This is a genomic window from Spongiivirga sp. MCCC 1A20706 (genome assembly GCF_046524175.1).
GTDB lineage: Bacteria > Bacteroidota > Bacteroidia > Flavobacteriales > Flavobacteriaceae > Spongiivirga.
Window position 1 is genome coordinate 169,370 of sequence record NZ_JBEFZF010000006.1, and the last position, 23,222, is coordinate 192,591.

23 protein-coding genes are annotated in these 23,222 nt (G+C 37.3%); 16 read left to right on the forward strand and 7 right to left on the reverse strand.

The features are described from left to right. Positions 1–46 precede the first annotated feature (46 nt). The gene (locus ABN763_RS14990) at positions 47–661 is read left to right on the forward strand and encodes a deoxynucleoside kinase (protein WP_410486306.1); all 615 of its coding nucleotides are present in this window, start codon (positions 47–49) and stop codon (positions 659–661) included. A 185-nt stretch (positions 662–846) separates the two neighbouring features. Here the strand turns inward: ABN763_RS14990 and ABN763_RS14995 are convergent, their stop codons facing one another. From ABN763_RS14995 to ABN763_RS15015, 5 genes are all read right to left on the reverse strand, one after another. After that, on the reverse strand, positions 847–1,851 hold the full coding sequence (locus tag ABN763_RS14995; RefSeq protein ID WP_410486307.1) for an App1 family protein: 1,005 nt from the start codon (positions 1,849–1,851) through the stop codon (positions 847–849). Positions 1,852–1,974: 123 nt separating this feature from the next. Further along, positions 1,975–4,368 (reverse strand): sodium-translocating pyrophosphatase, encoded by a 2,394-nt coding sequence (locus ABN763_RS15000; protein ID WP_410486308.1) that lies wholly within the window; start codon positions 4,366–4,368, stop codon positions 1,975–1,977. Between the two features lie 165 nt (positions 4,369–4,533). Continuing rightward, positions 4,534–5,061: an inorganic diphosphatase gene (locus tag ABN763_RS15005; RefSeq protein ID WP_410486309.1), complete on the reverse strand. Its 528-nt coding sequence runs from the start codon at positions 5,059–5,061 to the stop codon at positions 4,534–4,536. Between the two features lie 144 nt (positions 5,062–5,205). Further along, positions 5,206–7,728: a DUF5686 family protein gene (locus ABN763_RS15010; RefSeq protein ID WP_410486310.1), complete on the reverse strand. Its 2,523-nt coding sequence runs from the start codon at positions 7,726–7,728 to the stop codon at positions 5,206–5,208. 133 nt (positions 7,729–7,861) lie between these two features. After that, the gene (locus ABN763_RS15015; RefSeq protein ID WP_410486311.1) at positions 7,862–8,839 is read right to left on the reverse strand and encodes a pyruvate dehydrogenase complex E1 component subunit beta; all 978 of its coding nucleotides are present in this window, start codon (positions 8,837–8,839) and stop codon (positions 7,862–7,864) included. Between the two features lie 170 nt (positions 8,840–9,009). On the opposite strand from ABN763_RS15015, the gene ABN763_RS15020 reads away from it, so the two are divergent. From ABN763_RS15020 to ABN763_RS15065, 10 genes are all read left to right on the forward strand, one after another. Then, positions 9,010–9,756, forward strand: a complete 747-nt coding sequence (locus tag ABN763_RS15020; RefSeq protein ID WP_410486312.1) for an electron transfer flavoprotein subunit beta/FixA family protein — start codon at positions 9,010–9,012, stop codon at positions 9,754–9,756. 16 nt (positions 9,757–9,772) lie between these two features. Continuing rightward, positions 9,773–10,741: an electron transfer flavoprotein subunit alpha/FixB family protein gene (locus tag ABN763_RS15025; RefSeq protein WP_410486313.1), complete on the forward strand. Its 969-nt coding sequence runs from the start codon at positions 9,773–9,775 to the stop codon at positions 10,739–10,741. Between the two features lie 80 nt (positions 10,742–10,821). Further along, the gene (locus ABN763_RS15030; protein ID WP_410486314.1) at positions 10,822–11,439 is read left to right on the forward strand and encodes a bifunctional nuclease domain-containing protein; all 618 of its coding nucleotides are present in this window, start codon (positions 10,822–10,824) and stop codon (positions 11,437–11,439) included. A 10-nt stretch (positions 11,440–11,449) separates the two neighbouring features. Beyond that, positions 11,450–13,207 carry a NupC/NupG family nucleoside CNT transporter gene (locus tag ABN763_RS15035; protein ID WP_410486315.1) on the forward strand — a complete coding sequence of 586 codons (1,758 nt, stop codon included), beginning with the start codon at positions 11,450–11,452 and terminating at the stop codon, positions 13,205–13,207. Positions 13,208–13,392: 185 nt separating this feature from the next. Next, on the forward strand, positions 13,393–14,217 hold the full coding sequence (locus tag ABN763_RS15040) for a thymidylate synthase (protein ID WP_410486316.1): 825 nt from the start codon (positions 13,393–13,395) through the stop codon (positions 14,215–14,217). A gap of 9 nt (positions 14,218–14,226) precedes the next feature. Then, entirely contained in the window at positions 14,227–15,090 is an 864-nt protein-coding gene (locus tag ABN763_RS15045) for an energy transducer TonB (RefSeq protein WP_410486317.1), read from the forward strand. A gap of 83 nt (positions 15,091–15,173) precedes the next feature. After that, positions 15,174–16,334, forward strand: coding sequence for an ergothioneine biosynthesis protein EgtB (gene egtB, locus ABN763_RS15050; RefSeq protein WP_410486318.1), 1,161 nt, complete (start codon positions 15,174–15,176; stop codon positions 16,332–16,334). 13 nt (positions 16,335–16,347) lie between these two features. After that, positions 16,348–17,319, forward strand: coding sequence for an L-histidine N(alpha)-methyltransferase (locus ABN763_RS15055; RefSeq protein ID WP_410486319.1), 972 nt, complete (start codon positions 16,348–16,350; stop codon positions 17,317–17,319). Beyond that, on the forward strand, positions 17,316–17,870 hold the full coding sequence (locus ABN763_RS15060) for a hypothetical protein (protein WP_410486320.1): 555 nt from the start codon (positions 17,316–17,318) through the stop codon (positions 17,868–17,870). The genes ABN763_RS15055 and ABN763_RS15060 overlap by 4 nt, the downstream gene beginning before the upstream one ends. Before the next feature lie 9 nt (positions 17,871–17,879). After that, entirely contained in the window at positions 17,880–18,161 is a 282-nt protein-coding gene (locus ABN763_RS15065; protein ID WP_410486321.1) for a DUF427 domain-containing protein, read from the forward strand. A gap of 83 nt (positions 18,162–18,244) precedes the next feature. Here ABN763_RS15065 and ABN763_RS15070 read toward each other — a convergent pair whose 3' ends face one another. Then, entirely contained in the window at positions 18,245–18,541 is a 297-nt protein-coding gene (locus ABN763_RS15070) for an isoamylase early set domain-containing protein (protein WP_410486322.1), read from the reverse strand. Positions 18,542–18,703: 162 nt separating this feature from the next. Beyond that, positions 18,704–19,771 carry an aminotransferase class V-fold PLP-dependent enzyme gene (locus ABN763_RS15075; RefSeq protein WP_410486323.1) on the reverse strand — a complete coding sequence of 356 codons (1,068 nt, stop codon included), beginning with the start codon at positions 19,769–19,771 and terminating at the stop codon, positions 18,704–18,706. Between the two features lie 45 nt (positions 19,772–19,816). Between ABN763_RS15075 and ABN763_RS15080 the strand changes: the two genes are divergently transcribed. The 5 genes from ABN763_RS15080 (at position 19,817) to lspA (ending at position 23,048) form a co-directional block, all read left to right on the forward strand. Continuing rightward, positions 19,817–20,254, forward strand: a complete 438-nt coding sequence (locus ABN763_RS15080) for a 2TM domain-containing protein (RefSeq protein ID WP_410486324.1) — start codon at positions 19,817–19,819, stop codon at positions 20,252–20,254. Continuing rightward, the gene (locus ABN763_RS15085) at positions 20,220–20,702 is read left to right on the forward strand and encodes a dihydrofolate reductase (protein WP_410486325.1); all 483 of its coding nucleotides are present in this window, start codon (positions 20,220–20,222) and stop codon (positions 20,700–20,702) included. The genes ABN763_RS15080 and ABN763_RS15085 overlap by 35 nt, the downstream gene beginning before the upstream one ends. A gap of 6 nt (positions 20,703–20,708) precedes the next feature. Then, entirely contained in the window at positions 20,709–21,560 is an 852-nt protein-coding gene (locus ABN763_RS15090) for a fructosamine kinase family protein (RefSeq protein WP_410486326.1), read from the forward strand. Between the two features lie 72 nt (positions 21,561–21,632). Next, positions 21,633–22,526, forward strand: a complete 894-nt coding sequence (gene fabD / locus ABN763_RS15095) for an ACP S-malonyltransferase (protein ID WP_410486327.1) — start codon at positions 21,633–21,635, stop codon at positions 22,524–22,526. 21 nt (positions 22,527–22,547) lie between these two features. Next, a complete protein-coding gene (gene lspA / locus ABN763_RS15100; RefSeq protein WP_410486328.1) occupies positions 22,548–23,048 on the forward strand; it encodes a signal peptidase II in 501 nt (166 codons plus the stop codon). The last annotated feature ends 174 nt before the right edge of the window (positions 23,049–23,222 follow it).

Below are 23,222 nucleotides of genomic sequence, written 5' to 3' on the forward strand. Positions count from 1 at the left end.
GTATATTAGCCGTAACTTAATAAACTACTACTAAACTTTTATTTGTATGCATATTGCCGTCGCAGGAAACATTGGTGCCGGAAAAACTACCTTGACCAAGTTGCTAGCTAAACACTATAAATGGGAAGCCCAATTAGAAGATGTTGTTGACAACCCCTACCTCGACGATTTTTACAATCAAATGGAGCGCTGGTCTTTTAACCTTCAGGTATATTTCTTAAACAGTCGTTTTAGACAGGTTTTACAGATTCATGAAAGTGGCAAAAAGATCATTCAAGATCGTACCATTTATGAAGATGCTCACATTTTCGCACCCAACTTGCATGCAATGGGACTTATGACCAATCGAGATTTCGAAAATTATTCGTCGCTCTTTCAGTTAATGGAATCCTTAGTAAAAGGTCCGGATTTATTAATTTACTTACGTAGTAGTATCCCGAACTTAGTATCGCAGATTCATAAGCGTGGTCGCGAATATGAAAACTCGATTAGTATTGACTATTTAAGTCGACTTAATGAGCGTTACGAAGCATGGATTCACAAATACGATAACGGTAAGTTACTCATCATTGATGTAGACAACTTAAACTTTGTCGATAATCCTGAAGATCTTGGGTCGGTAATCAACAAAATTGATGCGGAAATTCACGGTCTCTTTTAAACCCTTTATTTTTATATATTTCATTATGGGCGCTACCAACCTTCAATAAAATATCGGTTGGTCGGGCTTTCCGCTGTATCTTTTTAAATTCTTGTTCGACTGCACTCGGGCTGACATTAAAAAGGATGTCACTTCAATCCCCGCCCGAACGTGAGGCTCGGTACGGGCGGGCCTAGCGCATAGGTCTATTTAATAAAACCAAGGCCTCGCGCATGATCGATTGCTTGTTTACTGTTATCCACAATTAAAACAGGAATATTGGTATAATTTGCAACCAAACTCTTTATTCTAGCCATCTTTTTTTTGTGTTTTACGCTTCTTATATAAATAGACCTTACTTGACCAGGGTGTTGTTCGGCTATATCTAGATAAATATCAAGGTCATATTCTCCACCATCGCCGATTAAAATGAAAGGCAAATCAGGATACGCAGCTAATAAAGCGCTAATCTCATGCTTTTTTCTTGGACCCTCCTTTCGTTTTCTTCTGCTAACAAAATGCTCAAAACTTCTTAGCAATATAGGCCCCTTAGGAAAATTATTCTGTTTTAAAAAAGCTTCGAGATATCTATATAAGTTCCACGGGCTATGACTCACGTAAAAAATAGGATTTGCCTCCTTGCCCGTTTTACCACGGTGTAATAAATGATAAAACTCTGCAGCGCCATCTAAGGATTTTCTTTTTTGCGCCGATTTAAAAAAAGTATTTACAATAAGCTTCCATTTCAATTTAGACACTACACCAGTGTGCAAAATGGTATCATCAATATCACTTGCAACCCCAAACCGGGCAGTGGTAGATGGAATTAAAACCTCGGCCGGAAACCGGTTATCTAGTTGAATTTTACGTCCATTATGTAGGTCATTATAAGACACCTCTGTTTGAATCCACCCCTCTTCATTAGTTAAGGCCAACAGATCGTTGTGAGATGACTTAGCAATAAAGTAGCCATGATTATCTGTAGTTGCTTGCAAAATAATACCATCGGGCAACTTCACATTAACCACCACGTTTTTGATCTCGTCTGACTCAATCCGTTTCCAACTATTGATAAGTAGTCTTAAAAATCCTTCTTTACCAAGATCAATATCCTCATCTTCCAAGGCACGTCCTCTCAAATAAAAATGAGTTTTGGTTCCATAGCTTTGAAATGCTATAATTTGTAGCGGATCTTTTTTAAAAAAGGGCATATAATACATGCGTTCTGCACGTTAAATATAAAAACATGTTTTCGTTAATTAATATAAAACAGTATCAAATAAAAAACCCGCTATTTTTAAAACAGCGGGTTTTTTTATCAGTACGCGTAACTATTATTGCTTCTTTTTAATAATATCTACTTCTTCTATTTTCACATTTACATCCGCTTCAACATCTTCCAACGCCGCTTTCACCTCAGCCTGTGTACCTTTAAATTCTTTGACTGATTTGGTTACTTTGCCATTTTCATCAGTGGTACGAACCGTAACCGTCGCTTGCGCCAGATCTTGGTTTTCAGCAGTCATTTCAATTTTAACTTCTTTCTTAGTTTCAAGAGAAGCACTCATTGTTTCGGTACCATGACCGCCTAAGATAGGTGCGATTACTAAACCAACTAAGCAGGTTAACTTAATTAAAATGTTCATTGAAGGTCCCGAAGTATCTTTGAAAGGATCACCAACGGTATCACCAGTTACTGCCGCCTTATGGGCGTCACTACCTTTGTAAGTCATTTCACCATCGATCTCTACTCCAGCCTCAAAGCTCTTTTTTGCATTATCCCATGCACCACCAGCATTGTTTTGGAAAATTGCCCACATTACACCACTAACACATACTCCGGCCATATAACCTCCTAAAGGTTCGGCACCAAATAAAAGTCCAATAATTATTGGAGTAATTATGGTGATTAAACCAGGTAATAACATTTCTTTTAAAGCCGCTTTTGTAGAAATATCAACACATTTAGCATACTCAGGTGTTCCGGTCCCTTCCATAATACCAGGAATCTCTCTGAACTGGCGGCGTACTTCTTGCACCATTTCCATTGCAGCTTTACCTACCGATTGCATGGCTAGGGCTGAGAATATTACAGGAATCATACCACCTACAAATAACATTGCCAACACGTCAGCTTTAAAAATATTAATTCCATCAATACCGGTGAATGTTACGTAAGCTGCAAAAAGTGCTAGTGCGGTAAGTGCTGCAGAGGCAATAGCAAAACCTTTGCCAACTGCGGCAGTTGTGTTTCCTACAGAGTCTAAAATATCCGTACGCTCACGAACATGAGGCTCTAATTCACTCATTTCAGCAACACCTCCAGCATTATCAGCAATCGGACCAAAAGCATCAATCGCCAACTGCATTGCAGTAGTAGCCATCATAGCCGAAGCCGCCAATGCAACCCCGTAAAAACCGGCTAAAGCATACGAACCGAAGATAGCAGCAGCGAATAAGATAACAGATAAGAATGTTGATTTCATACCTACTGCAAGCCCTGCTATAATGTTGGTTGCCGCCCCGGTTGAACTATTTTGCACGATGTCTAATACTGGTTTTTTACCAAGACTTGTATAGTAAGCAGTTACCACTGAAATCAACGCCCCAACGGCAAGACCTATACAGGCAGCATAAAAAACATTCATTGATGATACATCTCGTAATCCTTCACCAAAAAAGTTCATCTGCATCGTTTCAGGAAGCATCCAACGAATTAAAAAGAAACTAGCAATAAGCGTCAAGATAATAGACGCCCAGTTTCCAGTATCCAATGCTTTCTGAACTTGTGATTCTTTTGCATCATTGCTAGAAATTCTTACTAAGAATGTTCCGATAATTGATGCTAAAACACCAACTCCCGCAATCACTAGTGGCAACAAAATAGGCCCCATATTATTGAAATCGTCGGTAAACTGTGCAGTAGCAGACATATCCTTAATAATATAATTACCTAATACCATAGCCGCCAATACCGTAGCTACGTAAGAACCAAATAGGTCAGCACCCATACCTGCAACATCACCCACATTATCACCTACATTATCTGCAATGGTAGCAGGGTTGCGAGGGTCATCTTCAGGAATACCTGCTTCCACCTTGCCCACAAGATCAGCGCCAACATCAGCAGCTTTGGTATAAATACCACCACCAACGCGAGCGAATAATGCGATAGATTCTGCTCCTAACGAGAAACCTGCAAGTGCTTCTAACGCTATGGTCATTTCATCGTAAAAAGAGCCTTCTCCGGTTACAAACATTTTTAGAAAAATGAAGAATAGCAAGCTTAATCCTAAAACCGCAAGTCCTGCTACGCCAAGTCCCATTACGGTACCACCTCCAAATGATACTTTAAGTGCCTGAGGTAAGCTTGTTTTGGCGGCTTCCGCAGTTCTCGCATTGGAATCGGTTGCAATTCGCATTCCGATATTTCCTGCCAACGCTGAGAAAAATGCTCCTAAAACAAATGCTGCAATAATTATTATTGGTGTCGTTGGAACGATATACGATATTACTGCAAGAGCGATAGACGCAACCACCACGAAGATTAATAGTAAACGGTATTCAGCGTTTAAAAAGGCAAGCGCTCCTTCTTTTATCGCTTTAGAGATGCCTTGCATTTTCTCATTTCCGCCAGCTTGTTTTTTTACCCATGACATTTTTACAAGCATAAATAATAAGCCAACAACTGCTAACGCAATTGGCACAAAAATCATGTTTGATTCCATAAATTAATTAGTTTGATTTTTTTATATAGTGGGCGTAAATGTAGTAAAATCGATATGAATATAAAAAGGGCAACCGACACAACTAAATTAGTGCCATTATAAAATTAAAAAAGCCCATAAAATTAGTAGATTTTAAAGGCTTCTAGTATACTATTTTCTCGCATCTTAAATTGCAAAACTGCGCTTTGCTTTATGCTCGCTTTCTTCGTAACGTTCTTTACATTTTTCGTAAATGCTATAAGCCTCATCAACATCGCTCCACCCGCCAACATCAACTTTTTTCTTTTCAAGGTCTTTATACACCTGAAAGAAATGCGTAATCTCATGTTTTAAATGCGGGTTCATATCATCAAGCTTGTTAAGCTTATTCCAAATAGGGTCAGAAACCGGTACGCACACCACTTTTTCATCTGGGCCTTTTTCATCTGCCATATGGAACACACCGATTGCTTTAACTTCCATTACGCACATTGGAAATGTTGGTTGCGAACCTAACACCAATACATCTAAAGGATCTCCATCTAACGCCAATGTTTCAGGGATAAAGCCATAGTCAGCCGGATACATCATAGAAGAAAACAGCATACGATCGAACCGTACCTTTTTCAACACGAAATCGTATTCATACTTATTTCTACTTCCTTTGGGTATTTCAATCAATACATCGAATGTCTTTCTTGATTTTTTCGCCATGATATGCTTCTATAATGTTAGCTGTCTTGACTTCATTATCAAGACCTTAATTATTTTATTTAAAGGGGTGCAAAAGTACATATTTATGCACGTTGTGGCAATAAAAACCGACTAAGTTTTTATTAATTTAAACATCTCCAAAATTCAAAAGTAGAATCCGATACCGCCAGTTACACTTATACTTCTAGCATCAACATTATCAAAATAGTTACCTCTAAAATTCACGTCAATACGAAGCAGCTTAAAAATATTGCCTATCCCCACTGAATATTCCCAATATATTTTGTCATCAGGCGCTATTGCATCTGGATTTAACATCAGAGTATTAAAAGCTGGTTGATTTAAGGCTACATTTTCATCAGAAATAGACCCCCATGCACCTCGAATACCAATGATTTCCCGAAGGTTTAACTTTCTTAGAAATGGAATTCTCGAAAATAGTCGGCCATTAAAGTTATGCTCTAAATGCACAGTGGTGTATGTGTCCGTAATAAACTCATAAAAATTGAGGGTAGGAAAGGTATTAAAAACCGAAAAATACGATTGATTACCCGGGATAACCGACAACAAACCGAGAGGGACCTCTCCAAATGTCTTTCCAGCTTCCATTGTAAACCAAGTTCTACCAAAACCACCAATTAACAGGGGTTGCCGATAAAATAGTTGTAATCGTTCATAATCAAAATCAGAATCTAATAATGACCGATCTCCCTTCGCATAGTTAATAAATACTGTCGGATAGTCATCATCTGAAATTCGACGTTCTACCCCATAACCTATGTTTACCCTTCCTGGCGTATAGGTCAATGACGCGGTGAGCTCTCCCTGATTAATTTCTGAAGAAATTCCGCCTGGTTCAGAAGGATCTAAATAATCAAGACTAAAAGTTTGTGGTGAAGCTGATTTTAGTTTTCTATATGAGCCTCCAAACTGCACCTGAAAGTTCTTCCAAGGCTCGAAATCAACCTGAACCCTTGTTAAATTGATATTGGTCAACCTGCTATTATCTCCTTGGGCGAAGAGTGCTGATGATCCAAAACTTCGTCCCAAAACGTCAGTCGTCGGGGTTAAGTTTAACGCTGTTTGTTCTATGTCTCTCCGTGTACCAGCCGATATGGTTAATCGTGTTTTTCGGTCCAGCAACCACTTAGCCGAAATTCCGTATTTAAATTTATCATCTTTAAAACCGTAGGCTCCAAAACCTTCAATTCGCCATGGATCATTAGGGCCAAAATAGGTGCGTCCACCTCCGCGAATTCGAATACCCTCTACATCGTTAAATCCGAAACTGGAAAATATGGGTCCGTAATCAAAATTTAACTTATCAAATTCAATATAACCAGAAGCTAAAATGGAACCTATATTATACAAGTTTTTGAACTTTCGTACTGTTTTTAGGGTGTCGAGCATCTTGTAAACACCACGCTCATCCTTATTCAATTCTTCTAGACGCTTATTCTCCCAAAAAGCGTCATCACGATTATAAACTGTCTCATTATATGGGTCGATCTGCGCTTCGTAAAACTTTTTAGGCTTTTTAATATCAAACTTATACTGGTCATATAACGTGGTTCGCTTACCATACACCCCACGTGATTTTTCTTTTTTATTCAAAACAAAATCCGAAAGAATGTAATCTCGTTTTATCAAAAAAACAGAATCATTCAGTACATCGAATTCCTGTTCGATATACAGTTCTTTCACCCAATTAATATTAGCACTTTTAGTGGCTTGCATATTAATTTCTTTTATAGCGTAAGTAGAATCATTCACCCAAAAATCACCTTTAAAAGTCAATTCGTTTTTACGCCTAGGGTAATACGTAATGTTGTAGCACCATTTGTTATCAATAAAAGCACTATCAGATAACACATAATTATACGTGTCAATTCCTGTACGTGAAATGGGACTCGTAAAACTCTTGTCGAATATTTTAATGTAATTATTGTATACATCGTATTCATTGTAAAGATCTTTAATGAATCCGATGATTACCTGATTATTACTAAAGCCGGAGTTTTTATTACCTATAAGATTTTCCTTCTCCTTGTTAATGGTATTATCGCCATACACTTCACTAGCTGCTTCGTTAATAAAAATGGGCAGGTATGTTTTTCCCGTAATTCTTGAGGTATCTACTTGCTGAAATATGAATTCCATCCCCTTAAACAGCTTACTTTTTATGACGCTACTGTCAATAGTATTTAGATCGAATTCGACCTTTTCATATTTGTTGTATTGATACTGGTCAAATTGCCGAAGTCCGTTGAGTCGTTTTCGCTTCCAAATTTTACGAAGTATATCAATAGCGGGATTATTTTTTTTAGATTGTTTTCCACTATAAACAACCACCTCCTTTAGTTGTTCACCTCCAGCAGTAAGCGTAATCTTTAAGTCGTAATTTACCTTTTTAACAAGCGGAAGTTCTACGGTATCGAAGCCGATAAAAGAAATGACCAGGGTATCATAGGTTGTATCAGATTCTAGATAAAACCGACCATCTTCATTACTCGTTGTACCCTCAGTAGACCCTTTAAACAAAATATTGGCAAAAGGCACTGGCTCATTGAATTCATCAAACACATATCCACTTACTTTAGTTTGAGACCAAAGAATGGTGGTGCTAAATAAAATGAATAAGTAGGTTATTATGTTTTTAAATTGCATTAATTGGTTTTTGGTTTTGACAAAACATGAATCTTAGTCGGGTTAAATTAAGAAACATACATGGCCTTTAAAGCAAAAAACTTCATCAACAACAATGCCAATGAAGTTTATAAATATAACGAGTCTTCTTTTATTATTGATACATAACCTTTTTTACTGCCTTGATTACGTCATCTTTATTAGGCAACCATTCGGCTAATAAGGTTGGTGAATACGGTGCAGGGGTATCGGCAGTATTTATCTTTTCTACTGGCGCATCTAAATAATCAAAAGCTTGTGACTGCACCTGATAGGTAATTTCAGTAGCTACATTACCAAAAGGCCAAGCCTCTTCAAGAATTACCAAACGATTTGTTTTTTTAACTGAATCAAGAATTGTTTTATGATCCATTGGCCTTACGGTACGCAAGTCGATAACTTCACAACTAATCCCCTCTTTTTCTAACTCGTCAGCGGCTTTGTAAGCCTCCTTGATGATTTTACCAAATGAAACTATAGTTACGTCTTTACCTTCTCTTTTTATTTCTGCTTTGCCAATTGGTAATACATACTCTTCTTCAGGCACCTCGCCCTTATCACCATACATTTGTTCAGACTCCATAAAAATAACTGGATCGTCATCACGTATAGCAGCTTTTAATAGTCCTTTAGCGTCGTAAGGGTTAGAAGGAACAATTACTTTTAGACCTGGCGTATTTGCAAACCAGTTTTCAAAAGCCTGAGAGTGCGTTGCCGCTAACTGCCCTGCAGAAGCGGTTGGCCCTCTAAAAACAATGGGGCATGGAAACTGACCTCCTGACATTTGACGAATCTTTGCGGCGTTGTTAATTATCTGGTCTATCCCAACCAAACAAAAGTTAAAGGTCATATATTCGACAATAGGTCGACAGCCAGTCATAGTCGACCCTACAGCTACGCCTGCGAAACCAAGCTCTGCAATAGGTGTGTCGATAACGCGCTTTTCGCCAAATTCATCTAACATACCCTTTGATGCCTTATAAGCACCATTATATTCGGCAACTTCCTCACCCATTAAATAAATACGCTCATCCTTGCGCATTTCTTCACTCATTGCCTCGGCGATCGCCTCTCTAAATTGTATTGTTCTCATACAGTATTCTCAAAGATTAGTCGGTGTAAAAACGAAGAGCAAAAATAATAATTAAAGAAACAAAAAATGAACAGAAATAATTTAAAAAAATATTATGCATGCATAGTATTTTAGTAAAGAAATTCGTAATTTGCACCCTCAAAAATTGTCAATTTAATAAAAAGAACATAATGAAAATACTAGTTTGTATTAGCCATGTTCCTGATACTACTTCCAAAATCAATTTTACTGATGGCGATACCAAATTTGACACAAATGGTGTTCAATTTGTGATAAACCCAAATGATGAATTTGGATTGACCAGAGCAATGTGGTTCAAAGAAAAACAAGGTGCATCTGTAGATGTTGTTAATGTAGGCGGTGCCGAAACCGAACCTACGCTTCGAAAAGCGCTAGCAATTGGAGCAGATAACGCCATACGTGTAAATGCCGAAGCTACTGATGGCGTATTTGTTGCAAAACAGTTGGCAAAAGTTGTGCAAGATGGCGGCTACGATTTAGTCATTGCTGGTCGTGAATCTATTGATTACAACGGTGGAATGGTACCAGGTATGTTAGCTGAACTTGTTGGTGCAAACTTTGTGAATACGTGTATTGGTTTAGACATAGAAGGAACCAGTGCAACTGCAACTCGTGAGATTGATGGAGGTAAGGAAACCTCAACTACGTCGTTACCACTTGTAATTGGTGGGCAAAAAGGATTGGTAGAAGAAAGTGATCTTCGCATACCCAATATGAGAGGAATCATGATGGCACGCAAAAAACCTTTAAATGTGGTTGAAGCCGCTGATGCAGGCGCAGCTTCTCAAGCTACTAAATTTGAAAAACCCGCTCCTAAAGGTGCTGTTAAATTAGTTGATGCAGGCAATATAGACGAGTTAGTTAACCTATTACATACCGAAGCAAAGGTTATATAATACAACAAAGAAAAATATGTCAGTTTTAGTATATACAGAAACAGAAAACGGTGCTTTCAAAAAATCAGCTTTTGAGGTTGCTTCTTATGCAAAAGCAGTAGCCAATATGTTGGGCACTACAGTTACAGCTGTTGCATTTAACGCAAATAATACATCGGATCTTGCCGCTTACGGTATGGATAAAGTATTACATGTAAAAAATGATCAACTAGCCAATTTCAATGCAAAAGCATATGCAAGTGTTTTAAAACAAGCCGCTGAAAAAGAAAGTGCAAAAATCGTTGTTATTAGCTCGAGTGCAGACAGTAAGTATTTGGCAGGGCTATTATCGATAGGATTGAATGCCGGATACGCTTCAAATGTGGTTGCAGCCCCTGAAAGTGCTAGTCCCTTTGTTGTAAAAAGAACCGCATTTACCAATAAAGCCTTCAGTTTTACTGAGATTAATACCGATGTAAAAGTAGTAGGGCTTTCTAAAAATGCATATGGTTTAGTCGAAGCCAATGGTACTGCTGCCGAAGAATCTTTTGAACCTTCATTGGGAGATGCAGATTTTGGTGTTAAAATCACATCGGTTGATAAAGCAACTGATAAGGTAACTATTGCAGATGCTGAAATCGTTGTATCAGCTGGCCGTGGAATGAAAGGACCAGAAAATTGGGGAATGATTGAAGAATTGGCTGATGTACTAGGTGCCGCAACCGCTTGCTCAAAACCCGTTTCTGATATGGGTTGGAGACCTCATGGTGAACACGTGGGTCAAACAGGAAAACCTGTTGCATCTAATCTTTACATTGCCATAGGTATTTCAGGAGCTATTCAACATTTGGCGGGAATCAACTCTTCAAAAGTTAAAGTGGTTATCAATAGCGATGCCGAAGCACCTTTCTTTAAGGCTGCTGACTATGGTGTTGTTGGCGATGCCTTTGAAGTGGTACCTTCTCTAATTGAAAAATTAAAACAATTTAAAGCGCAAAACGCATAAATTTGCTAACTTGTGCCGGTAAATGGGGCTTGCAAAATTTGGGATTCCCCCTAATTTTGTCGGCCCTTTTTTTATGCTAAATGAGTCTAGTAAAACTGAACATAAAAGGAATTTCCTATAGCCAGACCCAAAATGGGGCGTATGCATTGATTTTAAGTGAGGTCGATGGCGAACGAAAACTTCCTATCGTCATAGGTGCATTTGAAGCTCAATCGATTGCTATAGCACTTGAAAAAGAAATTAAACCCCCAAGGCCACTAACACACGATCTGTTTAAAAGCTTTTCCGATCGATTTAAGATTAAGATAAAGCAGGTCATTATTCATAAGTTAGTAGACGGTGTTTTTTACTCCAGTATTATTTGCGAAAATGAGCAAGCCGAAGAGATTATTGATGCAAGAACATCAGATGCTATTGCTTTAGCCCTGCGATTTAATGCTCCTATTTTTACCTACAAAACCATTCTTGATAAAGCAGGTATTTACTTAAAAGCAAATCCTAAAAAGGAAGATGAAGAGGAAGCTGATGAAGCACTTGTTGCCGACGAAGTTTTTTCAGAAAGTGCTCAAGAGGTAACCGATTACAAAAAATTGTCTCTTCAAGAACTTTATAATAGTTTAGATAATGCAGTGGCCAACGAAGACTATGAAAAGGCCGCTAGCATACGGGATGAAATCTCACGCCGAGAACAAAACTAACTCCTTTTAAATGATCAAAAAAATACTATCCACTGTATTGGTGTTATGCGGACTTGCATTAACCACTGCGCAGGAATTAGACAAAAAATGGACCTTCACTGCCATTGAAAATGAACAAGAAGGATCTTCCATAACGATCAATCCTGAAACTGATTTTTTAACATTTGAAAAAGGTGATTTTAGCTATGAACTGCAGGCTAAGAACAATTTAAAAGCTTCAGGTAATTACATACATCAAAATAAATTACTGCTATTTTACTACGAACAACCAACTGATACCGTTCGCACCTATAAGATTACACAGTTCACTGATTCTACTTTAATTTTTAAAGAAGGAGGAACCGTCTACAAGTTTACCGCCGAAAAAAATAAAGAAAAAACTATCTCCTCATCGGTTGCGGATTCTCAAGGAATGATACCAAGTCAGGGATTTACTACGAACAGTTTACTTAGAGGGATACTCGGTATGTTTGTTTTAGTTGTCATTTCATTTTTATTAAGTAGCAATCGCAAGGCAATTAATTGGAAAACTGTCGGACTTGGGTTGGGGTTTCAGCTATTGATTGCCATCGGCGTGCTGCGTGTCCCATTTATTCAAGGGGCATTTGAATTTGTTGGAGGCATTTTTATTCAAGTATTAGAATTTACGCGAGCAGGTAGCACATTTTTGTTCGAAGGACTAATGGATGTAAGTACCTTCGGCTTTATTTTTGCCTTTCAAGTACTCCCCACAATTTTATTCTTTTCCGCCCTAACTTCCGTACTGTTCTATCTAGGAATCATTCAGAAGGTGGTAAAAGCTATGGCTTGGATACTCACCAAAGTGTTGCACATTTCCGGCATGGAAAGTCTTTCCGTCGCTGGAAACATTTTTTTAGGACAAACAGAAGCTCCTTTATTAATAAAGGCATATTTAGAAAAAATGAATCGGTCTGAAATCCTACTGGTTATGATCGGTGGTATGGCTACTGTAGCAGGGGCTGTTTTAGCTGCCTATATCGGATTTTTAGGCGGAGATGACCCTGTACTGCAACTTACGTTCGCAAAGCATTTGTTAGCTGCCTCGGTTATGGCAGCACCAGGTGCGATTGTGATTTCTAAAATTTTATATCCGCAAACAGAACCTATTAATAATGACATTAAAGTATCTCAGGAAAAGATAGGGTCCAATATTTTGGATGCCATTGCAAACGGCACTACTGAAGGTTTAAGACTAGCAGTAAATGTGGGTGCTATGCTTTTGGTTTTTGTTGCTTTTATTGCCATGATCAATGGTATTTTAGGGGGTATTGCCGGCTTTGATGGTATCACCATAGAAGCGCTCAATATCAATTGGCACTTCACCTCCTTAAATGAGATAATTGCGGCCAATACTCCTTATGATAAATTGTCCTTAGAATTTTTGTTGGGTTATATATTCGCTCCACTGATGTGGCTTATTGGAGTAGCTAAAGAAGACATGGCTTTAATGGGACAACTGTTAGGTATTAAGCTAGCAGCAAGCGAATTCATTGGTTATATTCAATTAGCTGAACTTAAAAATATTGGGAATGCTCTTCATTTAAACTATAACAAATCAGTGATCATGGCGACCTATATGCTTTGTGGATTTGCGAATTTCGCTTCAATAGGAATACAGATTGGAGGCATTGGTTCGCTTGCTCCGGGTCAACGCAAGACGCTTTCTGAATTCGGTATAAAAGCCATGATTGGAGGCACAATTGCTTCGTTACTTTCTGCAACCATTGCGGGAATGATTATAGGATAGTCTGCAGTTCTCAGTCAACAGTTTTCAGTCTGATTCTTTATTCTAGCTTTAGTACCACAGCTAACTCTGAACTCTGAACTCTGAACTCTGAACTAAAGTTAATAACCTCTGAATAAATCGCTCCTAAAAAAGCCTTTCTTTTTCTAGCATTTTAATACTTTGCCAATCATTAAATTCCATTTATAATGAAGCAGTATCACGACTTAGTGAAACATGTGTTGGCACATGGAAATGAAAAAGGAGACCGAACAGGAACAGGGACCAAGAGTGTTTTTGGTTATCAAATGCGATTTGACTTAAGTAAAGGTTTCCCTATGGTAACCACTAAAAAGTTACACCTAAAGTCTATTATTTATGAGTTACTTTGGTTTTTAAAGGGTGACACCAATGTGAAGTATTTACAAGAAAATGGGGTTCGTATTTGGAATGAATGGGCAGATGAAAATGGTGATCTAGGTCCCGTTTATGGCTACCAATGGCGTAATTGGAACGGTGATGAAATTGATCAAATCAAAGAAGTTATTGAAACGCTTAAAAATAACCCCAATAGCCGACGTATGTTGGTTTCAGCGTGGAATCCCAGTGTATTACCCGACACATCAGTATCTTTTTCAGAGAATGTTGCCAATGGAAAAGCCGCCCTTCCGCCTTGTCACGCATTTTTTCAGTTTTATGTTGCAGATGGAAAGCTGTCGTGTCAATTATACCAACGTAGTGCTGATATCTTTTTGGGTGTTCCATTCAACATTGCTTCGTATGCATTATTTGCGATGATGATGGCCCAGGTTTGCGGTTACCAGCCGGGTGATTTTATACACACGTTTGGTGACGCCCATATTTACAACAATCATATGGAACAACTAGAAACGCAGCTTAGTCGAGACCCAAGACCCCTTCCTAAGATGATCTTGAATCCTGAGGTAAAGAATATTTTTGATTTCACTTTTGAAGATTTTACACTGGTCGACTACAATCCACACCCTCATATTAAAGGGGTTGTTGCTGTTTAAACTGTTGTGATGGTCAAAAAATTAATAGCGCTGTTATTCTTTTTTGGTTGCATTTCAATATATGGGCAATCAGATGATGAAATTCCATATTTCCCGCTAGAGAAAATTGTTTTGGAAGAGTGTGCTGATCAAGAAAACAGCAACTGCTTAGTGAACTTGATTAAGGAAGAATCGGAAAAAGTACTGAAGAAATTCGATTTTAAAACACACTTTCCTGCACTCACAGTAAATGATACTATCAGATTATATTATCATCTAGAAATTCAGGACAAAAACAAACTAGTTGTTGAAGATTCACGGGGCAGTGCCTATATATATACAAAGAAATTCCAAACTAAAGAATACGAAACTGCCAATGAAATACTGGATGATAGCGTTAGTATAGTTTTATCAAAAATCCCAGCCATCAAAATACTGAACAAAAAATCATTAAAGTATAATCCTCAACACCGGGTTTTATTGTTATATAAAGTTGATCCTTCAAATGAAAATAGAGTAGAACACATTGGAGATAAAATTCCTTATGAAGGCGCAGTCATTCAAAAAATCCCGATGTTCCCAGGTTGCAACGAATTCTTTCCTCAAGAAAAAGCTAAACGCTGTTTCAACCAAAAAATGCAAGAACACATTAGAATCCATTTCAAATATCCTAGAAAAGCACTCAGGAATGGAATTGATGGAAAGGTTTATGTCAATTTTTCGGTTAGTAAAGAGGGGGATGTTGAAAATATACGAATGCGAGGACCTCACCCTATTTTAGAAGAAGAGGCCAAACGTATCGTTCAATTACTTCCAAAGTTTGAAGCAGGGAAATCGAATGGTAAGCCGATCAAGACACCATTTTCTATTCCTATTAACTTCCAACTTCAATAATTGAATTTAACACTCATTTAACTCGATCAAAATCACCCTTATCTAAAAATTAGTAACTTGTAACATAAGCCAAAAATCAATTCATGGTCGTTACAGACACCTTGCTCGATTTTTTTCTGGAAACCAGAAAAAAAACCGAAGAAATATGTCAGCCTTTACAAATTGAAGACTATGTGGTACAACCGATTGTAGATGTATCACCTCCTAAATGGCACCTTGGTCATACCACTTGGTTTTTTGAGGAATTTATTCTGAAAAAACATCTATCTGACTACCAAGAGTTTGATCAAAACTTTGCATTTGTTTTTAATAGTTATTACGAAAGTATGGGCAAACGCGTAGTCAGAACCGATCGAGGTAATTTATCACGCCCGACTGTTGATGAAGTTTATCAATACAGAAACTATATTAACAAGGCGATGGAACAGCTTTTAGCAAGTGGTATCGATAGTGAGCTAGCATCACTTCTTGAAATAGGTATACATCATGAGAAACAACATCAAGAGTTACTGCTTACAGATATTAAATATATTCTTGGACACAATCCTCTTTTACCGGTTTATTCCAACTCGTTTAAAGAAAATAAATCTCTTGATGCCTCCCATCAGTGGATTGAGATCGAAGCTAGCAACTATGAAATAGGCCATAACAACACTAACTTTTGTTACGACAATGAATTGGGAAGACACATAGTATACGTTGATGATTTTTGTATTTCCAATCGGCTTGTTACCAATATTGAGTATCTTCAATTTATAGAAGCTGGTGGTTATCAAAACCATAATTATTGGCATGCAGAAGCTTGGGATTGGATTCAAACCAACAAGATTTCGGCTCCAATGTATTGGCATCAAATTAGTAAACAGTGGCAACAATATTCGCTAAATGGATTACACCCAATTGATCCTGACGCTGCGCTAACACATATTTCTTATTTTGAAGCATTTGCCTATGCGCAGTATAAAGGTTTCCGACTCCCAACAGAGTTTGAGTGGGAAATCGCTCAACATCAATTTAAATGGGGGCATCGCTGGGAATGGACGGAAAGCGCCTACCTGCCTTATCCGGGTTATACTAAGGCTGACGGAGCCTTAGGAGAATACAATGGAAAATTCATGGTTAACCAAAAAGTACTTCGAGGAGGATCAGTTGCTACCCCTATAAAACACACACGCCCTACATACAGAAACTTTTTTCAACCAGAACTACGCTGGCAATTTACGGGAATTAGACTTGCCAAATAATCAAAAAACGCATATGAATACTGACGATACGGTGACCTTTACCACCCAATTTGAAGAAGATGTATATACAGGATTAACGGATTTCCCAAAGCACCTTTCTTCAAAATATTTTTACGACAAAACTGGAGATAAACTATTTCAAGATATCATGGCAATGCCAGAATACTACTTGACCAATAGTGAACATGAAGTATTATCACTACACACAAGACCAATTTTACATGCTTTTGATAGCCAAAAAGAGGGTTTTGACCTCATTGAACTAGGGGCCGGAGACGGATTAAAAACCAAAATACTATTGAAATACGCTATTGCGAACAAATATGATGTGCAATATATGCCTATCGATATTAGTCAGAATGCCCTAAATGGATTGTCCAACTCATTACAAAATGAAATACCTGATTTAAAAGTACAAGCACAACGAGGTACTTACTTCGATATTTTAAAACAACTAAAGACCATGAGTACTCGAAAGAAAGTGATCATGGTTTTGGGATCGAATATCGGGAATTTGTTACACCCTCAGGCAATCGATTTTCTGAAAAATATACAAGAAGCGATGAACCCTGACGACCTTCTTTTTATGGGGTTTGATCTTAAAAAAAATCCTCAAACTATTCTAGATGCTTACAACGATTCTACTGGAATCACCGCAGCCTTCAATAAAAATGTTTTAGTGAGGATTAATAGAGAATTAAAGGCAAATTTTGATCCTTCCAAGTTTAAGCATTGGGAAACCTACGATCCCGAAACCGGTACTGCCAAAAGCTATTTGGTAAGTACCGAGAGACAGGATGTCGAAATTAAAAACCTCGATTTAAAAATTTCTTTTGATGCCTGGGAAAGTATTCATACTGAAATCTCACAAAAATATGATCACCCAATAATTAAGTGGCTCGCAGATGAATCAAATCTAAAGGTACTAGATCAGTTTTCTGACAATAAGAACTATTATGCCAATTATCTTTTTACAGTAAAATGAAGTTCCGATTCCTAAAAAATATTATCCGAATTATTGCAGTGTTTGCTGCTTTATTTCTGATTATGAATGACGGTAAAAAAGAAGTGATATCTAATGAATTTCCACAACTTGATGCCGGACCTATAAAAACTAATCAAGTATTTACAAAAACAGCTTTCTTGCCCAATGAGTATACCGAAAGTGTAACCGATACTATTTTGGCAAGTGGCTTTCATGTGACAATTAGGTACAAAAGCCTGATGCAACAATCAATCATAAAAAAAGATTTGATTATTAATGGTGGTAGCGAAACCTATTATAGAAAGTTTAGTTCATCAATAAGTGTAATAAAGGATAATAATCAATTAGCTTATGTCGAACTACCGCTGGAAACCGCTAATAAATCTAGAATATTGCAATATGTTTGGTTGAACCAAATAGCATCATCAAAGGAAAAAATGGTTTTTCAATATGCCATGTATGATCCTATAGCCGATCGATATACTGACCATCAAATTCATATTGATTTGGAAGGAAAGCTGACTTATATCGACTTAAAGAACAACGTTTAACACATACTTATGAGAGCAATTTGGAATGATATCGTAATAGCCGAAAGTGATGATACGATCGTAGTAGAAAACAATCACTACTTCCCACATGATTCAATAAAAAAAGAATTTTACAAACCTTCAAGTACGCATACAGTGTGTCCTTGGAAAGGTAAAGCTCATTACTACACATTAGACGTCAATGGAAAGGAAAATGCTGATGCCGCTTGGTTTTATCCAGAAGTAAGCGAACTTGCCAAAGGAATTAAGAACTACGTAGCTTTTTGGAAAGGTGTTCAGGTAGTGGATTAAAAATAGCGTCTTCTCGAGCGCAGTTAAGACCCTCATAAAACAATGAAAACCTCTCGACTGTGCTCGAGGAGACTAACTAGAAATTACAACTCTAAAACTCCGTTTTCAGCTCCTGCATAGTCGTTCCACTGAAAACGATCTGCAGCTTCTTCATTAATATATTGCCCATCTACAATGTAACGAAATTCGTAAGTAGTGTCCTTATCAAGGTTTAAAATACCTTTGAAAGTTCCATTTTTCAATTTTCTTAGCGATCCTGCTGTAGTATCCCATTTATTGAAATCGCCCACAACTGATACTTTAGAAGCTTCTTTTGCGGGGACAGTAAATGTTACTTTACAAATCGGTTTTGACTTTAAATACTGTTTTGAAATTGCCATAACTTTTGAGGTTTTAATGATTGAATTACACAGTAAACTAAATCAATAAATTTCAGGCAACCAATTATCAATTAAAGAATTATGACTTTGATAATACAGCGGTTACAAAAAAATAATATGGTAATTTCTTTATTAAAAAAATAACAGTTTGACAATAAGCTGTTACAAAAATTTAAGTAAACTGTTGAGGTCTTCTTCGGTATTATAATAATGGAAACTCACTCGCACTTTATCTTGCCATAATGATGTTAATATCCTATTTTCCTCCAATTTGTAGTAAAGCTTTTCTCCTCCCTTGATTAGAAAAATACTGCTATGTGATTTTCTTTTCATCACGATATCATCAAGTAGTCCTTTTTCAGAAAAACAGGATTTAGCTAAACTTGACAGTGTTTTAATCTTGTTATAAATTACTGGTTCTTCATTATATCGCAGTTGACGGATTGCAAACTGTAAACTTCCAAAATTCATAGTGTCTAAGTGCCCTGGCTGATTATAAAATTGCAATAAACTTTCATATTGGTTATAGGTAGCACTCATTTTAGTTACATGGTGAATACTTAGTAAATCGATTGCTTTTTCACTGTAAAGCATAAATCCGTTTCCGTAACCTGCCGACAGCCATTTATAACCGCTCGCACCTAAAACATCGATACCAGAAAAATCAAAATGTACCGGTGCTGTTCCACAATATTGCGTGCCATCTACTACGATTAGAAGTTCGGGAAAATCAGATTTCAATGTTTTAAAAAAGTCTTTCTCAATTTTAATTCCCGTTTTATAATGCACCCAGCTAACCGCCAGCATATCGGGACTATTTGTTTTAATGGCTTCATAGATCACTTCTTCCAAATTATCGGCAAGTGATACATAATAAGGATTGAAATTCCTTACCTCTATCGCATTATTAATTGACGGGTAGTCATCCTCAATCATTAGAACACTCATCTGCTTTGGCAAACGATCGAGAAATATGTTTATTCCTATGGAAACATTAGGAACCAGAACCACCCTATCTCTAACTGCATCAAATAAACTAGCAATTGTATGGCGTACTGCTGAAAGAAAATCTTCTTGATTTTTTCTGAATTTGCTTCCTTCTTTTAAAAACCAGTCATCGTGCTCGGCTCGCCATTTTTTAAGTGATTTACTAAGTAAGCCAGAACGGGCGGTATTGAGATACGTACAATTGTTTAAAATGGGATAATCTTCTTTAGGATCGAGCAACATACTACTAAATTAATTATGTAATTTTATGTGAAACTAAAGTACAAGATGTTTTCTAAAACTGATGATGAATCTACGGTAGATCGGGATCAGCAGGCACTTTTTGAGCATGCGCAAATGCGAATCAACCAAAAGAAAAGATTACGACAGCATTTTGTCATTTTTCTTGTTGGTTGCGTTTTTCTAATCCTACTTAATGTCATTCTAGGCTACGGCAAAGATTTCACACCTTTTGATACACCTTGGTTTGTGTGGGCCATCTTAATCTGGTTATTTCTGTTTCTAGTACATGCACTGAATGTATTATTTTCACAAAAATTTATGGGTAAGCAGTGGGAAGAAAAACAGCGTGCGAAACTTGTAAAAAAACAAAAACAAAAAATTGCTAAACTGCAACAACAAATAGAAAGTGAACTCCCATTGTCTACTGATAGCTTAAAAAAAAAAAAGAATGATCACAATGATAGCGGCGGCGGCCGAAAATGATGCACTAGGAAAAGATAATGACTTAGTATGGCATTTACCGGACGATTTTAAGCGATTTAAACAACTTACAACTGGGCATTTTATTATTATGGGGCGAAAGACATTTGAGTCTTTCCCTAAACTACTACCCAATCGCACCCATGTGATTATAACCAGGCAAAAAGACTACCAACCCGAAAACACAATTGTGGTACATTCCCTAGAAAAAGCTCTTGAAGTATCTGAAGATGATCCTAATCCGTTTATTATTGGCGGTGGAGAAATTTATAAATTAGGAATGGGAGTTGCCGATATTATTGAACTTACCCGTGTACATGGATCTGTGGAGGCTGACACTTTTTTTCCGAAGATCGATCCTTCAAAATGGGAATTAGTGAAAGAAGAATTTCACCCGAAAGATGATCGACATAATTTCGATTTCACCTATTTAACCTATCACCGCAAATAGGTACCGGTGCTTTCTTTAGTTTTAAAACAACATATCGAATCACTTTTAAATGCTTCCATCATCTCACAAAACATACTTTCAGGAGGTGACATCAATGATGTTTATCTTATTGAAACAGAACACGAAAAACTTGTTCTTAAAGTAAATGTTGCAGATCGATTTCCCGGTATGTTCGAAGCGGAGAAAGTTGGATTAAGATTGCTTTCAAACACCAAAACCTTTGTAATTCCAAAATTAAAAGCGGTTGGTTCCGATCAGAATACAGCTTTTCTTATATTGGAATATATACAACCTGACGAGAATGCAAGCAATTTCTCAACAGGACTCGGAATCAACTTAGCAAGATTACATCAACATCATTCCAACTACTTTGGTCTTGATATAGACAACTACATCGGTAGCCTTCCTCAATACAACAATAAAAAAGATACAGCGGCAGATTTTTATGTTGAACAACGGTTGATACCTCAATTTAAACTCGCCAAGGAAAACGGATATTCATTTGATCATTTAGAGCGATTTTATGCCAACATAATAGACGAAATACCCAACGAACCGGCATCACTAATTCATGGTGATTTATGGAACGGCAACTTCCTGATTGCTTCCGATGGTATGGCGTGTCTCATCGATCCTGCTGTATGTTTCGCATCGCGCGAGATGGATATTGCCATGATGCATTTGTTTGGTGGTTTTTCCCAAACTGTTTTTGACAGTTATAATGAAAACTATGCCTTACCTCCTGCTTGGAAAGATCGGGTAGCTATTTGGCAATTGTATTATTTATTGGTTCATTTAAACCTTTTTGGGCGTAGCTATTACCACCAAGTAAATACTGTTATTAAAAGATATAGCTAATTGTGCTTGATTATAAATTCTCGAGTATCACTAAAATTATTTCTATTTTTACCAACTATTAAACAGCAACCTATGAACGCATATGTTTTTCCCGGGCAAGGAGCTCAATTTACAGGTATGGGACTTGATCTTTATGAGAAATCTCATGAAGCACAGGCGCTTTTTGAACAAGCTAATGATATACTCGGTTTTCATATTACAGACATCATGTTTGAAGGCGAAGCCGAAGCTTTAAAACAGACTAAAGTAACTCAACCTGCAATCTTCTTGCACTCAACTATTCTTGCTAAAACGCTAGGAGATTCTTTTAAACCAGATATGGTAGCGGGGCATTCGTTAGGCGAATTATCTGCACTGGTTGCTAACAATACGTTAACTTTTGAAGATGGCTTGCAACTAGTTTCTAAACGAGCAATGGCTATGCAAAAAGCATGTGAACTACAACCAAGTACCATGGCTGCTGTATTGGGGTTAGATGATGATATTGTTGAAAAAATATGTGCAGTAACCCCAGGCATTGTAGTTGCTGCTAATTACAACTGTCCAGGACAACTTGTAATTTCTGGTGAAGTGGAGGCCATAAACGACGCGTGCGAAGCGTTAAAAGAAGAAGGTGCGCGACGTGCTTTGGTTTTACCAGTTGGTGGGGCCTTTCATAGTCCACTTATGGAACCAGCGCGAGAAGAGCTAGCCGCTGCTATTGAAGACACTGTTTTTAACCCTCCGTCTTGCCCTATTTATCAAAATGTATCGACCACCGCAGTGACGGAAGCTGATGAGATAAAAGCAAATTTGATATCTCAACTAACTGCTCCGGTAAAATGGACCCAATCGGTGAGAAACATGATTGCTGACGGTGCTACTTCATTTACCGAAGTCGGACCAGGAAAGGTATTGCAAGGTTTGGTAAAAAAGATTAATCGAGAAGCACATACTGCTTCTGCGATTTTTGAGGTTGAGAGCTAAAACCATAAAGTTTCACTGTAATTGAATATCAAAAAATACAGAATCCCTTTTATTTTTTTGCTGATATTTCTAAATATTAGCTGCGATCAAGTTTCTAAGGTTTTGGTCAGAAATAATATTGAGAAAAATGCCAATATCGAGCTGATTGGTGAGTATTTTATAATGACCAATGTTTACAATTACGGAGCTTTTTTAGGTGCCGGATCTGATATGTCACCAACCTTAAAATACATTTTCTTACTCATTTTACCTTCCATTGTACTCATATTGGTACTAAGACACTTGCTTATTAAAAAAGATCTTTCCGTAACCGCAATAATAGGGCTCGCTTTTTTACTTGGTGGAGGTATCGGGAACATTTATGATCGATTTATGTACAAACAAGTAACCGACTTTTTTCATATTGATCTCGGTGGTGTATTCAAAACTGGAATTTTTAATATGGCTGACGTTTCTGTTATGGTAGGAATTGGATTTGTACTGTACAGCACGCTGATCAAAAAACAAAGTTTAGGGCTCTGAATCGGTAGGCAGTTTTAACAGAGAGCTGACATTCCGTAATCTTAGTTACTTCAAATAAAAGGACGTTGACTTTGATAACTTAAAACATGCCAAGAATACGGAATAAATATACGAGAAGGCTCTTAAAATCCATATCATTTTTTTTACAAAAGCATTGTTAATAATTCATTTTGA